Origin of the sequence: Nonomuraea terrae (assembly GCF_044465245.1) — a bacterium.
GTDB classification, from domain to species: domain Bacteria; phylum Actinomycetota; class Actinomycetes; order Streptosporangiales; family Streptosporangiaceae; genus Nonomuraea; species Nonomuraea terrae.
In genome coordinates this window covers 1,057,630-1,076,334 of the sequence record NZ_JBITLL010000001.1, presented here as the reverse complement: position 1 = coordinate 1,076,334, position 18,705 = coordinate 1,057,630, and the positions used below count along the sequence as shown (strand labels likewise).

Genomic DNA, 18,705 nt, shown 5'->3' with positions numbered 1-18,705 from the left:
ATGCCCGTCCACCAGTGCGGCGCTTGGCAGCAACCCGACTGAAACATTTCAACGGGTAGAATGGGACTCCCTGCCAGGTGACCAGAGAGGCTGTCCGCCGGTGACCGACATCCACAAGCCAGCCGAGCGCCGCCGACTCAGCATGGTCGACGTCGCCGCCCATGCCGGCGTCTCCGTGGGAACGGTCTCCAACGTGCTCAACCGGCCCGAGCTCGTCGCCGGGCCGACGTTGCGCCGGGTGCGCGCCTCCATCAAGGCGCTCGGGTTCGTGCCCAGCGCGCCCGCACGGCAACTGCGCGCCGGCTCCAGCCGGTCGGTGGGCGTCATGGTCCGCGACATCGGCAACCCGTTCTTCACCGAGGTGCTGCCCGGCATCGAGACCAGGCTGTCGCAGGAGGAGCTGCTGCTGGTGCTCTGCAGCTCCAGCGATTCGGTCGAGAAAGAGGCCTACTACCTGCAGATCCTGGAGCAGCACCGGGTGCCCGGCATCCTCATCACGCCCGCGGGGCAGGACATCTCCCACCTGGTGGAGCTGCGCCGGCGCGGCATCGGCATGGTGCTGCTCGACCGGCCGGGCGCCGACTCCCAGCTCTGCGCGGTCGCGGTCGACAACGTCAGGGGCGGCGAAATGGCCGGCGCCCATCTGCTGTCGCTCGGCCACCGGCGCATCGCGTTCCTCAACGGACCGTCGATCGTGCGGCAGTGCGCCGACCGGCGCAAAGGGCTGGACAACGCGGTGCGCGCCGCCGGGTTCGACCCGGACGAGGTGGTCACCGAGATCACCCTGCCCGCGCTCACCCCGCGCGAGGGCGAGGCCGCGCTGGAGCGGCTGCCCCTGCGCGAGGGGCCGACGGCGCTGTTCTGCGTCAACGACACGGTGGCGCTGGGCGTGCTGCGCGGGCTCGAGCAGCGGGGCATCAGCGTCCCGCACGACATGGCGGTCATGGGCTACGACGACGTGGAGTTCGCGGCGCTGCTGTCGCCGTCGCTGACCTCGGTCCGCCAGCCGAAGCACCAGCTCGGTCAGGCGGCCGCGGACCTGCTGCTCACCGACGCCCGCGGCGACTCGGGCCACTGGCACCAGGAGATCGTCTTCCAGCCGGAGCTCATGGTCAGGGCGTCGACGCGCGCCTAGTCAGGTTCCGCGACTCCTGCCGCAACGTCCCCTCGGCACGCGGGGCGTCGAAGGCTCCCATGACCGCTCCCGGCGGCTGCCGCGGGGTCGACCGGGCCGACGAGACCTGGTTCTGGCCGGTTGCGTGGCAGTGGGGGTTGGGCTGAACTTGGGGCGAGAGCCGTACGTCGAAGGAAGGCCGATGGCGACCGGCCGTGTCGATATCGTCGAGATCGGCGACCAGGGACCGCACCGGCCGCGGCGGACCGGGTCGGCGATCAGTGCCGTGTTCCTCCTGGTCGTGGCACTCGGGCTGACCGAGCGCCTCTCCGACCGCGAGCTGCCCCGCCCGGCTCCGGTGGTCACGCCGGCGCCCGTACACCATCCGGCCGGGGTGACGACCAACGCCGTCCACCCGGTTCCCGAGGGGACGGGTGACACGAGGAGGCTGCGGGTCACGTTCCCCGACGGATCACGGGCCGAGATCACTTACCCCACCGACCTCAACCTCGCCGCGCTCGGCGCCCGCCCGTACGCCGCCGGGTTCCTCGACGGCGACGACGGCTTCCGCCCGCTCACCGCGCCCCTCTACGGCGAGGCCGAGATCTCCGCCGGCCGCCCGATGATCCGCCGCCTCACGGACGACGCCTCGCTGTGGCCGGGGCCGCCCGGCGTGGACGACGCGGGCCCGGTGATCCTCTTCGAGTTCGGCGACCGGCGCCTCGCACTGCAGGACGGGCGGGCCGGGATGACGTTCGACCAGCGGATGGCGTGGGCCGAGCACCTGCACGGCACGCTCACCCCTGACGGCTTCCTCACCCTGTCGGCCGGCGGCCCGCTGCGGCTCTCACGTCCCGGCGAGGTGCGGGACGGCGTGCTCGTGGGGCCGCAACTGTGGTTCGGCGGGCTGAGCCGCCGCATGCTCGTGGTGGCCCCGGTCGCCGGCTGCGGGCGGCGGGGCGCCGTCGTCCTCGACCCACGCCACGCCATCCGGGGGAGCACCTGCCGAGACGGCTTCCACCTGGCAGCCTCGGGTGACGAGAGGTTCGTCCGGACTGCGCTCCGACACGTCGGCGTCCGGGCCCCATGAGCCCGGACGCTCGCTCCGAGGTTCCCGGCGCCGTCACCTCCGGGCGGGCGCGCCCCGGCGGACCGGGCGGGAGCGCTCGGCCCTCTGCCGCTCGCGCGGAGCCTCCTCGGGTTCCTCTTCCTCCTCGTACTCCTCGTACTCGTCCTCCTCGGGCTCCTCCTCGCGCTCGGCCCGCTGCCGGCCGCGCGGAGCCACCTCCGGCTCTTCTTCTTCCTCGTACTCCTCGTACTCGCCCTCTTCGGGCTCCTCCTCGCGCTCGGCCCGCTCGCGTGGAGCCTCCTCTTCGGGCTCCTCCTCGGCCTCTTCGTACTCCGGCGCCTCTTCGCCTTCCTCGGCTTGCGCTCGCACTTCTTCCCTGCCCTCTTCGGGCTCTTCCTCGGGTGCGCCCTCTTCGCCGCGTTCCTCGGCGACGGCCGTCTCGTGGTCCTTGACCACCTCGCCGTCGCGGATCTCGCCGCGCCAGCCGCTCTCGGCCATCTCGTCGGGATTGAGCATGACCTGCCGCATGACGTGCCGCGCGAAGTGCTTGAGCTCCAGCCGCGCGCGGCGGCCCTGGGCGCGCCAGATGTTGCCGGTGCGCTCGAAGAACCCCTGCGGGTGGTACTCCAGCACCACCATCACACGCGTGAAGTCGGGGGTGAGGGCGTGGAAGCTCACCGCGCCGTCGACGTACCCCTTCGCCCCCTCCGAACGCCAGATGATCCGCTCGTCGGGCACCTGCTCCAGGATCTTCGACTTCCAGATACGGTGCGACCAGAAGACCTGGGCCTTCCAGGAGAGCGTGTCGTCCTCTTCCTGGTTGACGTTCTCGACCTTCTTCATGAACGTCGGGAAGTCCTGGAACTCGGTCCACTGGTTGTAGACGATCCGGCGCGGGGCTCCGATGTCTATCGTCTCGACGATGTTGGTCAGCTTGAGCTTCTTGCTGCCCTTTCCCTTGCCTTTGCCCTTGAAGATCTTGCCGAAGATCCCCTTGACGGCTCCCTTCGCCGCTCCGGCGATGGTCGAACCGCCGATCGACTTGTCCGATCCGGTGACCGCGCTCAGCAGATTCTTCGCGCCCCCGCCGCCACCTCCTTCGGCGAAGTCACCAAGCCGTCCGCTCAGGCCTTCGATCTTGCCGGTCACCGACATCAGTGCCCGCTCCGCCAGGGCCATCGACAGATCCTGCAGGGCGGAGGTGAGCTGGCCGGTCGGCAGTTCCGGCACCGCCTTGCCCACCGGTGTCTCGCGGACGGCCTGCTGACCCTTGTCCACGGTCTCCCGTCCTTGGCGGACCGCCTTGCCCGCCAGTTTCGTGGCCTCGGTCATCGCACTTCACTCCCCCGTCGACTGGGACGGCCGCCTACGAGCCGTGCCGGCCATCCGCCTGCGTGTCTCGTCCGCGACCTCCCGGCCGGGGACCTTCGACATGCGCGGCTTGGGCACGCGGGCTCTGGGCTCCTCTTCCTCCTCCTCGTACTCGGCCCGTTCCGCCTCTTCCGGTGCCTCTTCCGGCGCCTCTTCCGGTGCCTCCGCCGGCTCCCCGGCCTGCGGTTGCCGCAGTGACTCGGTCCGTTCGTGCAGCCGCGTGGTGATGGACTCGATCTGCTTGGACGCCGCCGCCACGGCCGCCGCCTTCGCGACCTCCAGCACTTCGCCCTTCAGCCGGTCGGTCATGTCGGCGATTTCCGGGGAGGAGCCGAGGAGCTTGGTCCCCTGCTGCAGCAGCCCACCCTGCTCCTTGCGGAGTTTGCGCACCGCGCCGCCGATCGCCAGAGCCAGGGCCGTACGCAATTTGTGGCGCCTGCCCAAGTAGTAGCCCGCGATGACGGCCAGCGCCACCTTGCCCGCGTCCTTCATGGCACGCTCCTTGTCTCGGACCTTCGATCGCCTCTAACCGGCCCGTTCGCCCATGCCCTCAGGGGTCATACCGAAACACCCACATCCCCATAAACGCGACATATCCCCTATTTCGGATGCAGTGAGGTGGCCGTACGCCCTTGGCCTTGTGGAGCAGCTGGACCTCGGGGGCGAGCCGGCGGAAGCCGTCGTCCGTGACGGTCAGCCCGGCGAGCGGGCGGCGGATGCGGGGGCGCGCCGGCAGACCCACTGCTCGCCGTCGGTCTCGTCCAGCATGAGCTGGAAGCGCCACGGCCCGCCGGGGTGTTCGCGCACCCAGATGTCGTGCGTCTGCGCGGGCAGCGTCTCGCCCGCTTCCCAGGGCCGCAGTGTCCCGTCCAGCGCGACGTGCGCGTCCCAGCCGTCCAGCAGCCGCCGGACCGCGAGCTGGTCGCGGCGCGGCAGCGTGCTGCCGGTACGCGCGCCCGACGGCCCGCTCGATCGCGTACCCGCCGGCCACCCACCACGGCGCCCTGAGCTCCCGCAGCAGGGCGACGACCTCGTGCCGCGGCGCGTGCTCCCAGGTCCCCCAGGGCGTCTCGATCCTCGCCCCGCCATGATTCAGGGGGCCAGGCGCGCCGTCCATCGGCCGGGGAGGTCGTGCTCGGGCCAGTCGGCGACGTAGTCGGGCGGCGTCACGTCGGCGTGGATCACCGCCAGGCGGTCGCCCCGCTCCATCGCCTCGCGGATGCGGGCGGGCGCCCGCTCGGCGAACCGCTGCATGATGCCCTGCGACTCGCATCCGAGCATGTAGCCGATCTGCACGCCCGACTCGCCGTAGATCATGCACGGCGGACGCACGCCCAACCGGCGCAGCTCGACGACGGCCTCCGCCATCCGCTGCCGGCCGTTCTCGTTGGCCTTGACCATGCCGTACGCGTACGCGCCCTGCAGGAGCAGGTGCGCCCCCAGCCCCGCGGCCACGAACGCGCACAGCGGGCCCCGCCGTCGGGCCAGCTCCGTCATGCCGTCCGCGATGGGCAGCGCGAGCAGCGCGTACGCGGGCATCAGGAAACGCGGCGCGGCGTAGTCGACGTAGAACAGGTACGGCAGCGCGAGCGCCACCCCGCTGGCCGCGGCCAGCAGCGCCGGCCAGGGACGCCCGGCCCGCCAGGCCAGCCAGACGCCCACCGCCGCCATCGCCGGGATGGCCAGCCACCAGATCAGCGCGATCGGCGAGACGGGACCGCAGTCGGTGCCGAACCGGCACAGGCTCGGCCCGTCCAGCGCGCGGGCGTGCTCGACGAGGGAGAGCGTCCAGCCGGTGACGTTGTGCTCGCCGGCGTCGCGCAGCCGCTCGGCGATCCCGCCGAAGTCGCGCTGCGCCTCGATCATCCACTGCCCCCAGCCCACGGCCAGGCCGGCCGCGATGCCGAGCAGCGTCCGCAGGCTCCGCCACGCGGGCACGGCCAGCGCCGCCAGCCCCAGAACGCCCGCCGTCACCAGCGAGTCGGACGGCCGCATCAGCGACATGACGGCGAACGCGCCCGCGAGACCGGCCGCCATCGCCCACGACCGCCCGCCCAGCGCCACGAATCCGGTGGCGGCCACGGCGGACAGCGCGACGTACAGGTTGGGCATGGCCTGGCCGCCGTAGAACAGCGACAGCCAGCAGCCGGCGAACAGCAGCGCGGCCAGCGGCACCGCGGGATGGTCGCGTACGCGCAGCCACACCGCGAAGGCGGCGAACAGGCCCAGCGACGACAGCGCGATCAGGTAGAGCCGCAGCACCGCGATCGAGTCGGTCAGCATCACGACGGGGCCGACGAGCAGCGGGACGCCGCGTGCGCGCGGCGCGCTGTACGGGGCCGGCGGCGCGTGGGCGGCGTACTGGCTGGCGTAGACGGCCTCGTCCCATCCGATCCCCATCCAGGGGAAGGCGAGCAGCAGCAGCTGCGCGAGGCCGTACCCGGCGCTCACCAGGGCGAGCAGGAACCAGGGGCGTGGCCGCGCACCGCGCCGCACACCGAGGGCGGGCAGGCGTGGGCGAGTGACGGTCATGGTGAGACTCCGAACGCTGCGCCGGAAAACATCACCCACGTACCCTCGGGGGGCGTCCTCTCACGCCTCCCGTCAGGGACGCTTTACGCACCCGACACCGACTCCGGACACCACCCGCGCCCCACCATGCCCGCCTGTGACGTTCCCGGCCGGGCGAGCACGGGGTCGGCAGCCCCCGCCTGACCAGACCGCGTGGCATCTGCGCAGATCAGCAGCCATTACCCTGACGAGTACGGTAGGAAATGCGCGGCTGGAGGTTGGGATGACCGCATCCGATGACGCGGTGGCCGAGGGCCACGTCCCGGCTGCCGCCGTGATCGATGCGGACGGCACCGTGAGCGGATGGTCGCGGGCCGCGGAACAACTGCTGGGATACACCGCCACCGAGATCGTGAACCGTTCTGCCGCCGTCCTGCTCAGGTCGCCCGACGCCGCGGCGCGCGTGGCCGGCTGGATGGAGCGGGTCACCGGACGCGAGGAGTGGTCCGGCCTGGTCGAGGCCCGCCACCGCGACGGCGGCGGCGTCATGGTCCACCTGCGCGGCTGCCGGGCCGACGTCACGGAGGAGATGCCGCGGTGGGTGGTGCTCGCGTCGCCCGTGGGCGAGGCGGCGGCCTCCGTGCTGGAGCCGCTGGTCAACCGGTCCCCCGTGGCCATGTGCCTGCTGGACCTCGATCTACGTTACATCTGGCTGAACGAGACGGCCGAGAGCGTCAGCGACTACTTCCCGCGACATCTGGGCAGCCGCGTGGACGACTGGCCGAAGGACGGAATCGAGCAGCTCATCGCCGCGGGGCGGCGGCTGCTCGACGACGGCGTGCCCGTCATCGACCGGGAGATCCGGCGCGCCTCGACGGCCGGGCGGGAGGAGCGCACGTTCTCGATGTCGCTCTTCCGTCTCGACGGCGTCGACGGCGAGCCGCTGGGCCTGGTCTCCATGGCCATGGACATCACCCACAGCCGGGCCCGCCGGCGGCTGGCGATGCTCGCCGAGGCCAGCGCCAGGATCGGCACCACGCTCGACGTGATGAAGACGGCGCAGGAGCTGGCGGAGTTCGCCGTGCCGGAGCTGGCCGACTACGTCACCGTCGACCTGGCCGAGTCGGTGCTGCCGGAGGAAGGGCCGCTGCAGCGGCTGGCCGCCACGGACGACAGCATCCCCGCCTTCCGCCGCGCGGGAGCGGCCTCGCTCCACCCCGGCTTTCCCGAAGCGCTCTGGGCGCGAAGGGAGGTGGTGTACGTGCCGCCGTCGTCGCCCTTCACCGCGGTCCTGTCCTCGGGACGCTCCCACTTCGAGCCCGAGCTCGACACCTCGTCCGGCACCTGGCTCGACGTCGACCCCGGCCGCGCCAAGATCATCCACGACACCGGGATGCACAGCCTGATCATCGTCCCGCTGCGCGCCCGCGGCGAGATCCTCGGCATCACCGTGTTCGTCCGCACCGAGAACGCGACGCCGTTCGCCGAGGACGACCTGACGCTCGCCGAGCAGCTCGTCGCCCGCGCCGCGCTCAGCCTCGACAACGCCCGCCGCTACACCCGCGAGCACCACGCGGCCCTGGCGCTGCAGCGCCACCTGCTGCCGCGCACGCTGTCCGGCGGCGGCGCGGTCGAGGTGGCCTCCCGCTACCTGCCCTCCGACGTGCACAACGGCGTCGGAGGTGACTGGTTCGACACGATCCCGCTGAGCGGCGGCCGGATCGCCCTGGTCGTCGGCGACGTGACCGGGCACGGCATCAACGCGGCGGCCACCATGGGACGGCTGCGCACCGCCGTCCGCACCCTCGCCCACATGAACCTGCCACCCGCCGACCTGCTCGCCCACCTCGACAACCTCGTCCTGCGCCTGAACGAGCAGGACACCGGTGCCAGAGGCCTGTCGGCCGCCGAGATGGGCGCCACCTGTCTCTACGCCGTCTACGACCCGGCCACCCGCCGCTGCACCCTGTCCGCCGCCGGACACCCGCCGCCCGCCGTCGTCGCGCCCGGCGGCGCCGTCACCTTCCCGCCGGTGCCCGCCGGCACCCCGATCGGCCTCGGCCTGGCCTCCTACGAGTCGTTCGACCTGGAGCTCGAGCCGGGGTCACTGGTCGTCCTCTACAGCGACGGCCTGATCGAGACCCGCCACGCCGACATCGACGCGGGCATGGCGCGGCTGCGCGCCGCGCTGCCCGACCCGGCGCTCCCGCTGGAGAACATCTGCGGCACCGTGATCGACGCCATGGTGAACGACACCTCTTCGGAGGACGACATCGCCCTGCTCGTGGCCCGCACCTTGTGACGCCCCGGGGCCGTCACCGCTCCGCCGTCAGGTTCTTCAGCCAGGCGCCCGCGCTCTGCAGGAGCAGGTCCAGCTCCCCGCGCAGCCTCGCGTTCTCCTGCTCCAGCTCGGCGTTGCGGCGGCGCAGGCCGGCGTTCTCCTGACGCAGCCGCGCCAGCTCGTCGGCGGCCGGCCCGCCGCCGTTCTGCGGCCGGAGCGGCTCCGGGCGGGGCGAGGCCGCGGGGGCGGAGGTGGTGTCGTGGGTGCGGAACGCGTCCTCCCAGGGGCCGAGCTCCTCGTGCGCGATCTTCGGGATCTGCACGACCGCGTCGGCTCCCGGGATCCGCACGACCGCGGCCGGGACGATCGTCGAGGCGGGCTCCGCGAAGGCGGGGACGGAGACAGGGGCGGAGACAGGGGCGGAGACAGGGGCGGAGACAGGGGCGGAGACAGGGGCGGAGACAGGGGCGGAGACAGGGGCAGGGACAGTGACAGGGGCGGGCACGGGGGCGGACGCGGGCTCGGCCTGGTCCGCCTCCGCCCTCGGCTTCGGCAGCGTCAGGGTGACCAGCGCGGCCGCCAGGGCGACGGCGCAGCCGATCAGCAGGGCCGTACGGAACCCCGACTCCGACGGCAGCGTGCGACCGCCCATCGTGATGGTCATCTGAGCCAGCACGACGCCGACCACGGCGGCCGACACGGATGTGCCGATGGAGCGCATCAGGGTGTTGAAGCTGTTGGCGGAGGCGGTCTCCGTCTTGGGCACCGCGCTCATGATCAGCGCGGGCATCGCGCCGTACGCCAGGCCGACGCCCATGCTGCCGACGGCGGCGGCGATCATCAGGCCCCAGGACCAGTCCATCAGGGCGAGCGCGGCGCCGTAACCGACGGCGATGACCAGCGCGCCGGCGAACAGGCTCGTCTTCGGGCCGCGGGCGGCCGACAGCCGGGCGCCGAAGGAGGAGACGGCCATCATCATCAGACCGGACGGCGCCAGCCACAGGCCGGCCGCCAGCATCGACTGGCCCAGCCCGTAACCGGTCGCGGCGGGCAGCTGCAGGATCTGCATGAGGACGAGCGACTGCGCGTACATGGCGAAGCCGACCAGGATCGAGGCCAGGTTGGTGAGCAGCACCTGTGGACGGGCGGTGAGCCGCAGGTCCACCAGCGGGTCGCGGACGCGCAGCTCCCACAGCGCCCACAGCAGCGCGATCACCACCGCGGCGCCGAGCAGCGCGAGGGTGGTGCCGCTCCCCCAGCCCCAGTCGGCGCCCTTGGAGACGCCCAGCAGCAGGCTGACCAGCGCCGCCCCCAGGCCGAGCGCCCCGAGCAGGTCGAGGCGGCCTGCTTGCTCACGCGCGGGCGTGGCCGGCACGAGCAGCCAGATCAGCACGGCGACCAGCGCGCTCAGCACGGCCGAGCCCCAGAACAGGATGCGCCAGTCGGCGTACTCGGCGACGGCCGCGGAGATGGGCAGCCCGAGCGCGCCGCCGATGCCCATGGAGGAGCTCATCAGCGCGATGGCCGGGCCGACGCGCTGGGGCGGCAGCAGGTCGCGCAGCGCGCTGACGCCGAGCGGGATCATGCCCACGCCCAGGCCCTGCAGGCCGCGGCCGACGATCATCGGGATCAGCGAGCCGCCCAGCGCGCACACCACCGACCCGGCGACGAGCGGGATGGAGCAGACGAGCATCATGCGCCGCTTGCCGTACATGTCGCCGAGCTTGCCGATCACGGGGGTGGCGACCGCACCCACGAGCAGCGTCGCGGTGAGCACCCAGGAGGTGTCGGCCGCCGAGGCGTTGAGCAGGTGTGGCAGCTCGCCGACCAGCGGCACCACCAAGGTCTGCATGAGTGAGCCGGCGATGCCGGCCACCGCGAGCACACTGACGATCCCGCCGCCAGACCGTGCACTGGGCGCAGAATGCACCAGATGTCCCCTTCGTACCGTTTATGCCGATTGCACCATACACATGTTATGTTTCATGCACAACGAGTGCACGATACACATCGTCTGCATCCCGGATGAGAGAGACCCCCATGTCGCTGCCCCGCCAGATCGAGTACGAGACCATGCTGCTCTGCCGGCATCGCGACCTGGCCGTGGACGGCGGACGCCTGGAGCGCAGCGCGTACGTCCTGCTCAGCCGCCTGCGCGCCGAGGGAGCGATGTCGATCGGGCAGCTCAGCGAGGCGTTCGGGGTGGCCAGGTCGACGATCCACCGGCAGATCACCGCCGCGCACTGCGCGGGGCTGGTGGATCGCATCCCCGACCCCGACGGCGGGCTGGCCAGGAAGTTCCAGGTCTCCCCCGAGGGTGAACGCCGCCTGCTGGAGGAGCGCGAACGCATCCTACGCGGCCTGGAACGTGTGCTCGCCGACTGGCCCCCCGAGGACGCCGCGGCCTTCGCGGGCTACCTCAAGCGCTTCAACGGCAGCATCGAGGACATCTCCGGGCTGCGCTGGCCCCGCCCATGACTCACGGGCGCGGCCAGGTACGCCCTTCCAGCCGCTCGATGTCGGAGTTGAACCGCCTGAGGTAGGCGGCGAACGCGGCGACGTCTTCGTGCGGCCAGTCGGCCAGCACCTTCTCCAGGCTCCGGACGTTCTGCTCGCGCTCCACGCGCAGCCGGTGCTCGCCCTCCGCGGTGACGCGGAACTTGCGGGCGATGCCGCCCTCCGGGTCGGGGATGCGCTCGACCAGGCCCGCGCGCAGCATCGCGGAGGTCTGCCGGTTGAGTGTGGAGGGGTCGAGCTGGAAGGCGTCGCTGAGCTGCCCGATCGACATCGGGCCCGTCAGCTCCAGGCGGCTCAGCAGGATGTACGCGCTGCGCTCCAGGTGGCCGCCGTCATCGCGGAGCCGGGGCGCGGTCAGGGCGCGGTGCCGGCCGAGCAGCATGGTCTCGTACTCGATCGAGCGTGTGGACGAGTCCATGGACGGTCTCCCTCCCGCTCGGGCATGCATCGTACATATCGTGTGTATCGAACACACTATAGGGAGCGCGCATACCACTGCTCAGGCCTGCGATGCCGGCGCGGATCCCCAGGCGGGCCGGGACGAGGCCGGCGCACGCCGGGAGACGATCATGGCCGCGGTGGCAGCCATCTCACGGGCGCGAAGGCACGGGTGGGCCTGCCGGTCCCATGAACGTGGGGCCCACCCGCGCGTACGGAGGAGCGGCGGCGGGATGGTTGTCTGGATGGAGAGAGGCCGGCTACCCGTTCCTGCGACACTCGGGTGGTTCCGCACCGTCGGAACCTGCCTCTTCCGGCGCGTGACCAGGCTCCCCACTCCGGCGACGGAGAGAGCCGGTCACGCGCCGCCACGTGCCCGGCTCGTCAGGTGAGGACGTGGCCGTACTTCTGGGCCAGTCCGAGGACGCGGGGCGTGCTGCGCTCGGGCCCCCCGGCTCCACGCGCACGCCGGGCTCCGGCTCGTCCCCGCCTTCCACGAACAGGCCCTCGGCCCCGCCCGGGGTGTAGAGGAAGAGCAGCCGGGCGGTGTGCGGACCGACGTTCGTGAACCTGTGGCGGGTGTTGCTCGGGACGAGGACGACGTCGCCGGGGCCCGCGACGAAGGTGTCTCGCCGTCGAGGAACTCCATCGCCGGCGGCACGTGAGGCCGCTTCCGGCACATGCACGACCAGGTGGTCGTGCATGTGGTACGGACGGGCTCCTCGATGTCCGCCAACCGCCGGCTGCGCGAATCCGCCGACGTCGGGCCCGGCGAGGTTCGCCATCCGCCTGAACGACACGCCGTGGGACCTCGCCATCGGCCCCGGGACGCTGACCAAGGTGCTGACCCAGCCGGGAGAGGAGCTGCGGGGGCTCGTCGGGCCCAGGGCGATCGTCGGCTCGCAGGACGAGCCCGAGGTGCGGCTGCTCACCGCGTACATGGACCTCGTGGGCGAGAGGCTGGAGCACCTCGGCGAAAGCGGGGTGCGGGCCGCCCGCAACGCCGTGGTGGAGCTGGTCAAGGGGGCGCTCGTGCGGCGCGTCGTGGCCGGCGGCGAGCCCGCGACCCAGTACGCCCGCAGGACGCGCGCCGGGCGGGCGGAGTAGCGGCTCAGCGGGTGCGGGCCACCAGCAGCGCGACGTCGTCCTCCGCCGCGCGCCCGCCGACCATGATGTCGATCACGCTGGTGCACAGGCGTTCCAGCGGGAGATCGGCGCAGCCGGCCAGGGCGGTGCGCAGGCGGACCATGCCCGCGTCGAGGTCGTCCTCGCGCCGCTCGATCAGGCCGTCGGTGTAGAGGGTGACCAGAGCGCCGGCGGGCAGCTCGACGTCGAAGGACTCGTGCGTGGCCTCCAGGTTCAGCCCGACCGGCGGGCCGGTGGGCCCGGCGGGGAACGTGACCCGGCCGTCGGGGCCGACGACCGCGGGCGGTGGATGCCCGGCCGTGGCCATGGTGCAGCGCCGGGTGGCGGGGTCGTAGACCGCGTACAGGCAGGTGGAGCCCAGGATGGGGAGCGGGGCGCCGTCGGCGCCGACGTCCTGCTCGTGCAGCCGTGAGATCAGGTTGTCCAGCTGGGTGAGCAGCTCGCCGGGCGGCATGTCCATGTAGGCGAGCGTGCGGACGGCGGTGCGGACCCGGCCCATGGTGGCCGCGGCGTTGATGCCGTGCCCGGTCACGTCGCCGACGACCAGGGCGATCCGGCCGCCGCTCAGCGGGATCGTGTCGTACCAGTCGCCTCCGACTCCTCCGTGGGCGCCGGAGGGCAGGTAGCGGTAGGCCACGTCGAGGGCGCCGCCGCCGGAGAGCCGGCGCGGCAGCAGGTTGCGCTGCAGGGCGAGCGCGGCGGTGCGCTCGCGCGTGTAGCGGCGGGCGCTGTCCAGGCTGAGCGCGGCGCGAACGACGAGCTCCTCGGCCAGCACCAGGTCGTCGCGGGTGAACGGCGCCGGGTTGCGGCTGCGGACGAACGCGGTCACCCCGAGCGTCTCCCCGCGTGCCCGGAGCGGGACGATCATCAGGCTGTGCATTCCGGCGTCGTACACCGTCCTGGCACGGGCGGGGTCATGGTCGAGCCAGGTGCCCGGCGAGGTGTCCAGCTCGGGCTCGAAGTGGGCGTGTCCCGACGACAGGACCCGCGTCCACGGGGAGTCCGGCGGCACGAACACCGCCTCGCCCCGGTCCCAGGGCGATTCGGGCAGTCCCGGGGAGATCGAGGCCGCGCCCGCGCGGCGGAAGACGGGGACGTTCAGGTCCATGCCGCCCAAGCGCTCCAGCGGGACCTCCTCCGGCAGCATCGACTCGACGAGGTCCACCGCGGCGTAGTCGGCCAGCTCCGGCACGGCGAACTCGGCCAGCTCCTGGGCGGTCTGCCTGACGTCGAGCGAGGTGCCGATGCGCGCGCTCGCCTCCACGACCATGGCCAGCCGCTCGCGGGCCAGGCTCTGTGTGATGTCGATGGCCAGCGAGCAGACGCCGACCGGGTGCCCGTCCACGCCTTCGAGGCGGAAGAACGAGACCGACAGGGTGCGCTGCCCGAGCCCGTCCGACGAGGGCCAGGGCACCTCGTTGTCGACCACGGGAACGCCGTCGGCGAGCACCTTGCGCAGCACGCGGTGGATCTGCTCGTTGCCGCGCGCCGGCGCGCAGTCCGCGGCCGGGGTCGTGAGCGAACCCTCCCGCAGGGCCCACGCCCGTACGTTGCGCCAGACGCAGCGCAGCTCGCGGTCCCAGATCCACATCGCCACCGGAGAGCGCTGGATCAGCGGCTCCACCACCGAGCCGGCGGTGGGGTCCATGGACGCCGGCCGTGCCGACAGCACCCAGGTGGGCCTGCCCTCCAGGGTGGTGAGCCGGTGGCCCTGGAGATGCAGCATGACCGGGTGGCCGGCGCTGTGGCGGGCCTCGGCCAGGCCCGACCAGCGGTCGAGGTGGCCGTACTGCCGGGTCCAGGCCGACAGCCGCTCGCGGTGGTCGCTCGGGGTGAGCAGGACGGCCCCGGAGCGGCCCACGACGTCGGACGCGCGGTAGCCGAGGAGCCGCTCGGCCGCTCGCGTCCAGGCGATCACGGTGCCGTCGATGTCGATGACGGCGGTCGCCGGGGCCGCTCCACACCTGACGGGCGGAGTTGCGGACATATCAGTATCCATCCGTACTTATGGAGAAAACATCGCGTCGATCTCTGTCATGCGGCCGTCTCACGGGACGGCCGGATCGACACCGGGGAACGCGACGAGGAGAGCGTCGCCGCCCTCCTCGTACGCTGCCGGATGCGCCTCTCCGCGCCGTGCCTACGTGAGCCGCGCGCCGCGCCCGGTCCGCCGGAACATCGCCGGCCCTGTGCGCGCCTGAGATCCCACGAAGACACACCCCCGATGTCATGTCGCGCCGCATGAACCCCCGTTCGCGGCATACCGACGCTAACGCCGGGTATGTTACCAAATGTACCGTTACAGCGCTACCATCCGAATCGATATGATCGCTACCATGACGACCCGCGAGAGGTTGCTCTTCGCGGCGGCGAAGCTGCTGGCGAGCGGCGGCCGCGAGGCTGTCTCCACCCGGGCCGTGTGTGCCGCGGTCGGCGTTCAGGCGCCGACCCTCTACCGGCTGTTCGGCGACAAGGACGGCCTGCTCGAAGCGGTCGCCGCCCACGGCCTGCGCGAGTACCTGGCGAGCAAGCAGGCGCTCCCCGAGACCGACGACCCGGTCGACGACCTGCGCCGGCTCTGGAACATACACGTCGACTTCGGCCTGTCCCGGCCCGCCTTCTACACGCTCACGTTCGGCGACGGCGGGCCGACGAAGGACTCTCCGACGCGGCGGGAGATCATGGCCAGGCTGCGGCAGCGCATCGCCCGCGTCGGAGAGGCCGGCCGGCTGCGCATGAGCGTCGACCGGGCCACGTACCTCTTCCACGCCACCGGCATGGGGGTCGTGCTCACACTGCTGTCGGTGCCGCCCGACGCGCGCGACCCCGGCCTGTCGCCGACCGCCCGCGAGCAGGCCCTGCGTACGATCTCGACCGGCGGGCCCCCGCCGCCCGACCGCACGGCCGCCGGCCGGGCCGCCGCTCTGTGCGAGACGCTGCGCGGCACCGCCGACATCCCCCTGACCGCCACCGAACGCGCCCTGCTCGCCGAATGGCTCGACCGCATCGCCAACAACTCCTGAGGGCGGCGCCCCGCGGCCCTTGATCGCTTACGATGCGGGTCTGGTGCGGATCATCCCGGGGCTGGAGGGCGGGGCGGCCGGCGCACCATCCCACTGGGCAGGAAAGGGAGTGTGGTCAGGACATGGACGCTGTGACACGGGAGTCGTTCGGGCGGGTAGGGATCTGGACCTGGGCGCTGCGCAGCACGACGGCCGGCGAGGCGCGGCGCGCCGAGATCGCCGAGGCCGTCGCCGAGCTGGAGGAGCTGGGGTACGGGACGGTCTGGCTGGGCGGCAGTCCGTCGATCGCCGACGCCGCGGCCGTGACGCGGGCCACCGAGCGCGTCACCGTCGCCACCGGGATCCTGAGCATCTGGGACTTCACCGCGCAGGAGGCGGCCGAGCAGGTCGCCGCGCTGGAGGAGGAGTCGCCGGGCAGGTTCGTGCTGGGGCTCGGGGCCAGCCACGCGATCGTGACGCCGAAGTACGCCAAGCCGTACTCGAACATGGTGCGTTACCTCGACGAGCTCGACGCCGCGCCGGTGCCGGTGGGCCGGGAGCGGCGGCTGATCGCGGCGCTCGGGCCGAAGATGCTCGCGCTGGCCGCCGAGCGGTCGCTGGGGGCGCACCCGTACCTGGTGACGGCCGAGCACACGGCGTACGCGCGTTCCGTCATGGGCCCGCAGGCGCTGCTGGCGCCGGAGGTGAAGGTCGTCCTCGACACCGACCTGGAGCGGGCCAGGGCGCGGGCACGCGCGGTGATCGAGCCGTACCTGGGGCTGCCCAACTACACCGACAACCTGCTGCGGCACGGCTTCGAGGAGTCCGATCTGGCCGACGGCGGGAGCGACCGGCTGGTGGAGGCGCTGTGCTCGCTGGGCGGCGCCGAACGGGCCGCGGCGCGGATCGAGGAGCACCTGAAGGCCGGCGCCGACCACGTGACCGTGCAGGTCGTGGTGGACGGCGGCCCGCAGGACAGCGCCCTGCCCCGCGCCGAGTGGCGAGAGCTGGCCGCCGCGCTCTCCCTCTCCTGATCTCCCGGACACGCGGCGACGCCCGGCGCACCGATGGTGTGCCGGGCGTCGCGGTGTGTCCGGCGCGTCAGGAGGTCACCTCGGCGAGCCTGCCGTCGCCGGCGGCGGCGGCGGGGTCCCGGGGCGCGGGGCGGCGGAGGACGAACAGGGCCACCGCGAAGGCCGCGGTCAGGAGGCCGGCGGCGATGGCGAAGGCCAGGCGGTAGCCGCCGGTCAGCGCGGCCGGCTCACCGGCTCCTGCGGCCAGCAGCTCCCCGGTACGCGAGGCGGCCATCGTGGACAGCACGGCCACGCCGATCGCCATGCCGACCTGCTGGGTGGTGTTGAACAGCCCCGAGGCCAGGCCGGCGTCGCTCTCCCGCGCTCCCGACATGCCGAGTGCGGCCAGCGCCGGCAGCACCAGGCCGCCGCCCGCGATGAGCACCATCGGCGGGAGCAGGTGGGTGACGTACCCGGCGTCCGGGGTGACCCGGGTGAGCAGCAGCATCGCCGTGACGAGCAGCGCCAGGCCGGTCATCAGGACGGCACGGGCGCCGAAACGGGCGCTCAGCCGGGCCGAGGCGAACAACGAGATCGAGCCGATGAGCAGCGCGGCCGGCAACATCGCCAGCCCGGTCTCCAGGGCGCCGTAGCCGAGCACCCGCTGCATGTAGAGGGCGACGAGCACCTGGAAGGCGAACATCCCCGACAGGGTCAGCATCTGGGCGAGGTTCGCCCCGGCCACGTTGCGGGAGCCCAGGATGCGCAGCGGCATGAGCGGGGTCGCCGCGGTGGCCTGCCGGGCGACGAACGCCGCCAGCAGCACCAGTGACACCGCGCCCAGCCCCAGCGTGCGCCCGGACAGCCAGCCGTGCTCCTCGACCTGGACGACCGTGTAGATGCCGAGCATCAGACCGGCGGTGACCAGCACCGCCCCGGCGACGTCCGCGCCGCCCGACAGTCCGATCCCCCGGTCCCCGGGCAGCCCCCGCAGCGCGAGCGCGATGGTGACCGCCCCGATCGGCACGTTGATGAAGAAGATCCACGGCCAGCTGAGCGCGTCGGTGAGCAGCCCGCCCAGCACCTGGCCGATCGAGGCGCCGGCCGCGCCGGTGAAGCTGAAGATCGCGATCGCCTTGCCCCGCTCCACGGGGTCGGTGAACAGCGTCACGAGGATGCCCAGCACGACCGCGGAGGCCAGCGCGCTGCCCACGCCCTGCAGGAGGCGGGCGGCGATCAGCATGCCGGGGCCGGTGGCCGCGCCCGCCAGCAGCGAGGCGGCCGTGAAGACGACGTTCCCGGTCAGGAACATCGTGCGGCGGCCGATCAGGTCGCCGAGCCGCCCGGCCAGCAGCAGCAACCCGCCGAAGGGGATCAGGTAGGCGTTGACGATCCAGCTCAGCCCGGCGGCCGAGAAGCCGAGGTCCTGCTGGATGGCGGGCATGGCCACCGTCACGATGCTGCCGTCCAGGATCGTCATCAGTCCCGTCGCGGACAGCACGGCGAGTGCTGTCCAGCGCGAGCTCCGTACGTACGACATGGTCTCTCCCGTCTCAAGTCGACAAGAGAGACCGTAGCAGATGGTTCCGTTATAGACGATATTTTTCGGATCTACTTCGTGCGCTCCCGCGCCCGGCGGGCCGGCTGCGCACCCTCGACGGGAGTGGCGAGATGGCCGCCGACCAGGCGGTTCAGGGCGCGGACGAGCACCTCGCGCTCGTCGCCGGGCAGCGACCCCAGCGCGGCGCGGTGCACGCCGTCGACGATCTCCTGACTGCGGCGGGCGATCCGCGCCCCCGCTTCGGTCACCGCGATGATCCGCGCCCGCCGGTCGGTGCTGGACGGCCGGCGCTCGGCGTAGCCGGCCTTCTCCAGCGCGTCGACGGTCACCACCATGGTGGTCTTGTCCATGTCGCCCAGCTCGGCGAGCTGGATCTGGGTGCGCTCCCCCTCCAGGGCATGCACCAGCACGCAGTGCATCCGGGGCGTGAGCCCGATCTCGGCCAGCGCCGCCGTCATCTGGGTGCGCAGCACATGGCTGGTGTGGTCGAGCAGGAAGGACAGGTCGGTTTCGGTACGCGCGGGAGCCATCGCCGTCATGCCTCCAGCCTACCCCGATGGTCCCGGGGCGGATTATCCGCGAAGGAACTACCCACGGAGAAAGATGCCCTTTTTATGAATGATTGACCGTTATGTCCACTATGGCGTAGCGTCGCATCGCAGGATGATGACGCGCTCCCCAT

16 protein-coding genes are annotated in these 18,705 nt (G+C 72.4%); 7 read left to right on the top strand and 9 right to left on the bottom strand.

The features are described 5' to 3' along the window. The first annotated feature begins 100 nt into the window (after positions 1–100). Both ACIBP6_RS05060 and ACIBP6_RS05055 read left to right on the top strand, forming a co-directional pair. A complete protein-coding gene (locus ACIBP6_RS05060; protein ID WP_397048882.1) occupies positions 101–1,135 on the top strand; it encodes a LacI family DNA-binding transcriptional regulator in 1,035 nt (344 codons plus the stop codon). Between the two features lie 181 nt (positions 1,136–1,316). Beyond that, the gene (locus ACIBP6_RS05055; RefSeq protein WP_397048881.1) at positions 1,317–2,204 is read left to right on the top strand and encodes a hypothetical protein; all 888 of its coding nucleotides are present in this window, start codon (positions 1,317–1,319) and stop codon (positions 2,202–2,204) included. 33 nt (positions 2,205–2,237) lie between these two features. On the opposite strand, the gene ACIBP6_RS05050 is transcribed toward ACIBP6_RS05055, so the two are convergent. From ACIBP6_RS05050 to ACIBP6_RS05035, 4 genes are all read right to left on the bottom strand, one after another. Next, entirely contained in the window at positions 2,238–3,515 is a 1,278-nt protein-coding gene (locus ACIBP6_RS05050; RefSeq protein ID WP_397048879.1) for an SRPBCC family protein, read from the bottom strand. A 6-nt stretch (positions 3,516–3,521) separates the two neighbouring features. Then, positions 3,522–4,046 carry a hypothetical protein gene (locus ACIBP6_RS05045; RefSeq protein WP_397048877.1) on the bottom strand — a complete coding sequence of 175 codons (525 nt, stop codon included), beginning with the start codon at positions 4,044–4,046 and terminating at the stop codon, positions 3,522–3,524. 201 nt (positions 4,047–4,247) lie between these two features. Next, entirely contained in the window at positions 4,248–4,643 is a 396-nt protein-coding gene (locus tag ACIBP6_RS05040) for a hypothetical protein (RefSeq protein ID WP_397048875.1), read from the bottom strand. 3 nt (positions 4,644–4,646) lie between these two features. Further along, positions 4,647–6,086, bottom strand: coding sequence for a hypothetical protein (locus ACIBP6_RS05035; RefSeq protein ID WP_397048874.1), 1,440 nt, complete (start codon positions 6,084–6,086; stop codon positions 4,647–4,649). A 262-nt stretch (positions 6,087–6,348) separates the two neighbouring features. Here ACIBP6_RS05035 and ACIBP6_RS05030 point away from each other — a divergent pair, with 262 nt between their 5' ends. Continuing rightward, positions 6,349–8,367, top strand: a complete 2,019-nt coding sequence (locus tag ACIBP6_RS05030) for a SpoIIE family protein phosphatase (protein WP_397048872.1) — start codon at positions 6,349–6,351, stop codon at positions 8,365–8,367. A 13-nt stretch (positions 8,368–8,380) separates the two neighbouring features. On the opposite strand, the gene ACIBP6_RS05025 is transcribed toward ACIBP6_RS05030, so the two are convergent. Further along, positions 8,381–10,231, bottom strand: a complete 1,851-nt coding sequence (locus ACIBP6_RS05025; RefSeq protein WP_397048870.1) for an MFS transporter — start codon at positions 10,229–10,231, stop codon at positions 8,381–8,383. A gap of 140 nt (positions 10,232–10,371) precedes the next feature. Between ACIBP6_RS05025 and ACIBP6_RS05020 the strand changes: the two genes are divergently transcribed. Then, a complete protein-coding gene (locus ACIBP6_RS05020; RefSeq protein WP_397048868.1) occupies positions 10,372–10,824 on the top strand; it encodes a MarR family winged helix-turn-helix transcriptional regulator in 453 nt (150 codons plus the stop codon). Between the two features lies 1 nt (position 10,825). Here the strand turns inward: ACIBP6_RS05020 and ACIBP6_RS05015 are convergent, their stop codons facing one another. Next, entirely contained in the window at positions 10,826–11,281 is a 456-nt protein-coding gene (locus ACIBP6_RS05015; RefSeq protein WP_397048866.1) for a MarR family winged helix-turn-helix transcriptional regulator, read from the bottom strand. A gap of 722 nt (positions 11,282–12,003) precedes the next feature. Between ACIBP6_RS05015 and ACIBP6_RS05010 the strand changes: the two genes are divergently transcribed. Continuing rightward, on the top strand, positions 12,004–12,408 hold the full coding sequence (locus ACIBP6_RS05010; protein WP_397048865.1) for a hypothetical protein: 405 nt from the start codon (positions 12,004–12,006) through the stop codon (positions 12,406–12,408). 4 nt (positions 12,409–12,412) lie between these two features. Here ACIBP6_RS05010 and ACIBP6_RS05005 read toward each other — a convergent pair whose 3' ends face one another. Next, positions 12,413–14,434 (bottom strand): SpoIIE family protein phosphatase, encoded by a 2,022-nt coding sequence (locus ACIBP6_RS05005; protein ID WP_397048863.1) that lies wholly within the window; start codon positions 14,432–14,434, stop codon positions 12,413–12,415. Between the two features lie 349 nt (positions 14,435–14,783). On the opposite strand from ACIBP6_RS05005, the gene ACIBP6_RS05000 reads away from it, so the two are divergent. Both ACIBP6_RS05000 and ACIBP6_RS04995 read left to right on the top strand, forming a co-directional pair. Next, a complete protein-coding gene (locus ACIBP6_RS05000) occupies positions 14,784–15,470 on the top strand; it encodes a TetR/AcrR family transcriptional regulator (protein ID WP_397048861.1) in 687 nt (228 codons plus the stop codon). A gap of 122 nt (positions 15,471–15,592) precedes the next feature. Then, positions 15,593–16,483: a TIGR03620 family F420-dependent LLM class oxidoreductase gene (locus ACIBP6_RS04995; protein WP_397048859.1), complete on the top strand. Its 891-nt coding sequence runs from the start codon at positions 15,593–15,595 to the stop codon at positions 16,481–16,483. A 67-nt stretch (positions 16,484–16,550) separates the two neighbouring features. Here ACIBP6_RS04995 and ACIBP6_RS04990 read toward each other — a convergent pair whose 3' ends face one another. Together ACIBP6_RS04990 and ACIBP6_RS04985 are read right to left on the bottom strand one after the other, a co-directional pair. Further along, positions 16,551–18,002 (bottom strand): MFS transporter, encoded by a 1,452-nt coding sequence (locus ACIBP6_RS04990; protein WP_397048857.1) that lies wholly within the window; start codon positions 18,000–18,002, stop codon positions 16,551–16,553. A gap of 71 nt (positions 18,003–18,073) precedes the next feature. Continuing rightward, on the bottom strand, positions 18,074–18,562 hold the full coding sequence (locus tag ACIBP6_RS04985) for a MarR family winged helix-turn-helix transcriptional regulator (RefSeq protein WP_397048856.1): 489 nt from the start codon (positions 18,560–18,562) through the stop codon (positions 18,074–18,076). Positions 18,563–18,705 lie beyond the last annotated feature (143 nt).

What these genes read in the sequence shown, in the direction of transcription:
- ACIBP6_RS05055 (WP_397048881.1), top strand. Translation starts at nt 1,317, where the DNA reads ATGGCGACCGGCCGTGTCGATATCGTCGAGATCGGCGACCAGGGACCG.
- ACIBP6_RS05050 (WP_397048879.1), bottom strand. Translation starts at nt 3,515, where the DNA reads ATGACCGAGGCCACGAAACTGGCGGGCAAGGCGGTCCGCCAAGGACGG.
- ACIBP6_RS05045 (WP_397048877.1), bottom strand. Translation starts at nt 4,046, where the DNA reads ATGAAGGACGCGGGCAAGGTGGCGCTGGCCGTCATCGCGGGCTACTAC.
- ACIBP6_RS05040 (WP_397048875.1), bottom strand. Translation starts at nt 4,643, where the DNA reads ATGGCGGGGCGAGGATCGAGACGCCCTGGGGGACCTGGGAGCACGCGC.
- ACIBP6_RS05035 (WP_397048874.1), bottom strand. Translation starts at nt 6,086, where the DNA reads ATGACCGTCACTCGCCCACGCCTGCCCGCCCTCGGTGTGCGGCGCGGT.
- ACIBP6_RS05030 (WP_397048872.1), top strand. Translation starts at nt 6,349, where the DNA reads ATGACCGCATCCGATGACGCGGTGGCCGAGGGCCACGTCCCGGCTGCC.
- ACIBP6_RS05020 (WP_397048868.1), top strand. Translation starts at nt 10,372, where the DNA reads ATGAGAGAGACCCCCATGTCGCTGCCCCGCCAGATCGAGTACGAGACC.
- ACIBP6_RS05015 (WP_397048866.1), bottom strand. Translation starts at nt 11,281, where the DNA reads ATGGACTCGTCCACACGCTCGATCGAGTACGAGACCATGCTGCTCGGC.
- ACIBP6_RS05010 (WP_397048865.1), top strand. Translation starts at nt 12,004, where the DNA reads ATGTGGTACGGACGGGCTCCTCGATGTCCGCCAACCGCCGGCTGCGCG.
- ACIBP6_RS05005 (WP_397048863.1), bottom strand. Translation starts at nt 14,434, where the DNA reads ATGTCCGCAACTCCGCCCGTCAGGTGTGGAGCGGCCCCGGCGACCGCC.
- ACIBP6_RS05000 (WP_397048861.1), top strand. Translation starts at nt 14,784, where the DNA reads ATGACGACCCGCGAGAGGTTGCTCTTCGCGGCGGCGAAGCTGCTGGCG.
- ACIBP6_RS04995 (WP_397048859.1), top strand. Translation starts at nt 15,593, where the DNA reads ATGGACGCTGTGACACGGGAGTCGTTCGGGCGGGTAGGGATCTGGACC.
- ACIBP6_RS04990 (WP_397048857.1), bottom strand. Translation starts at nt 18,002, where the DNA reads ATGTCGTACGTACGGAGCTCGCGCTGGACAGCACTCGCCGTGCTGTCC.
- ACIBP6_RS04985 (WP_397048856.1), bottom strand. Translation starts at nt 18,562, where the DNA reads ATGACGGCGATGGCTCCCGCGCGTACCGAAACCGACCTGTCCTTCCTG.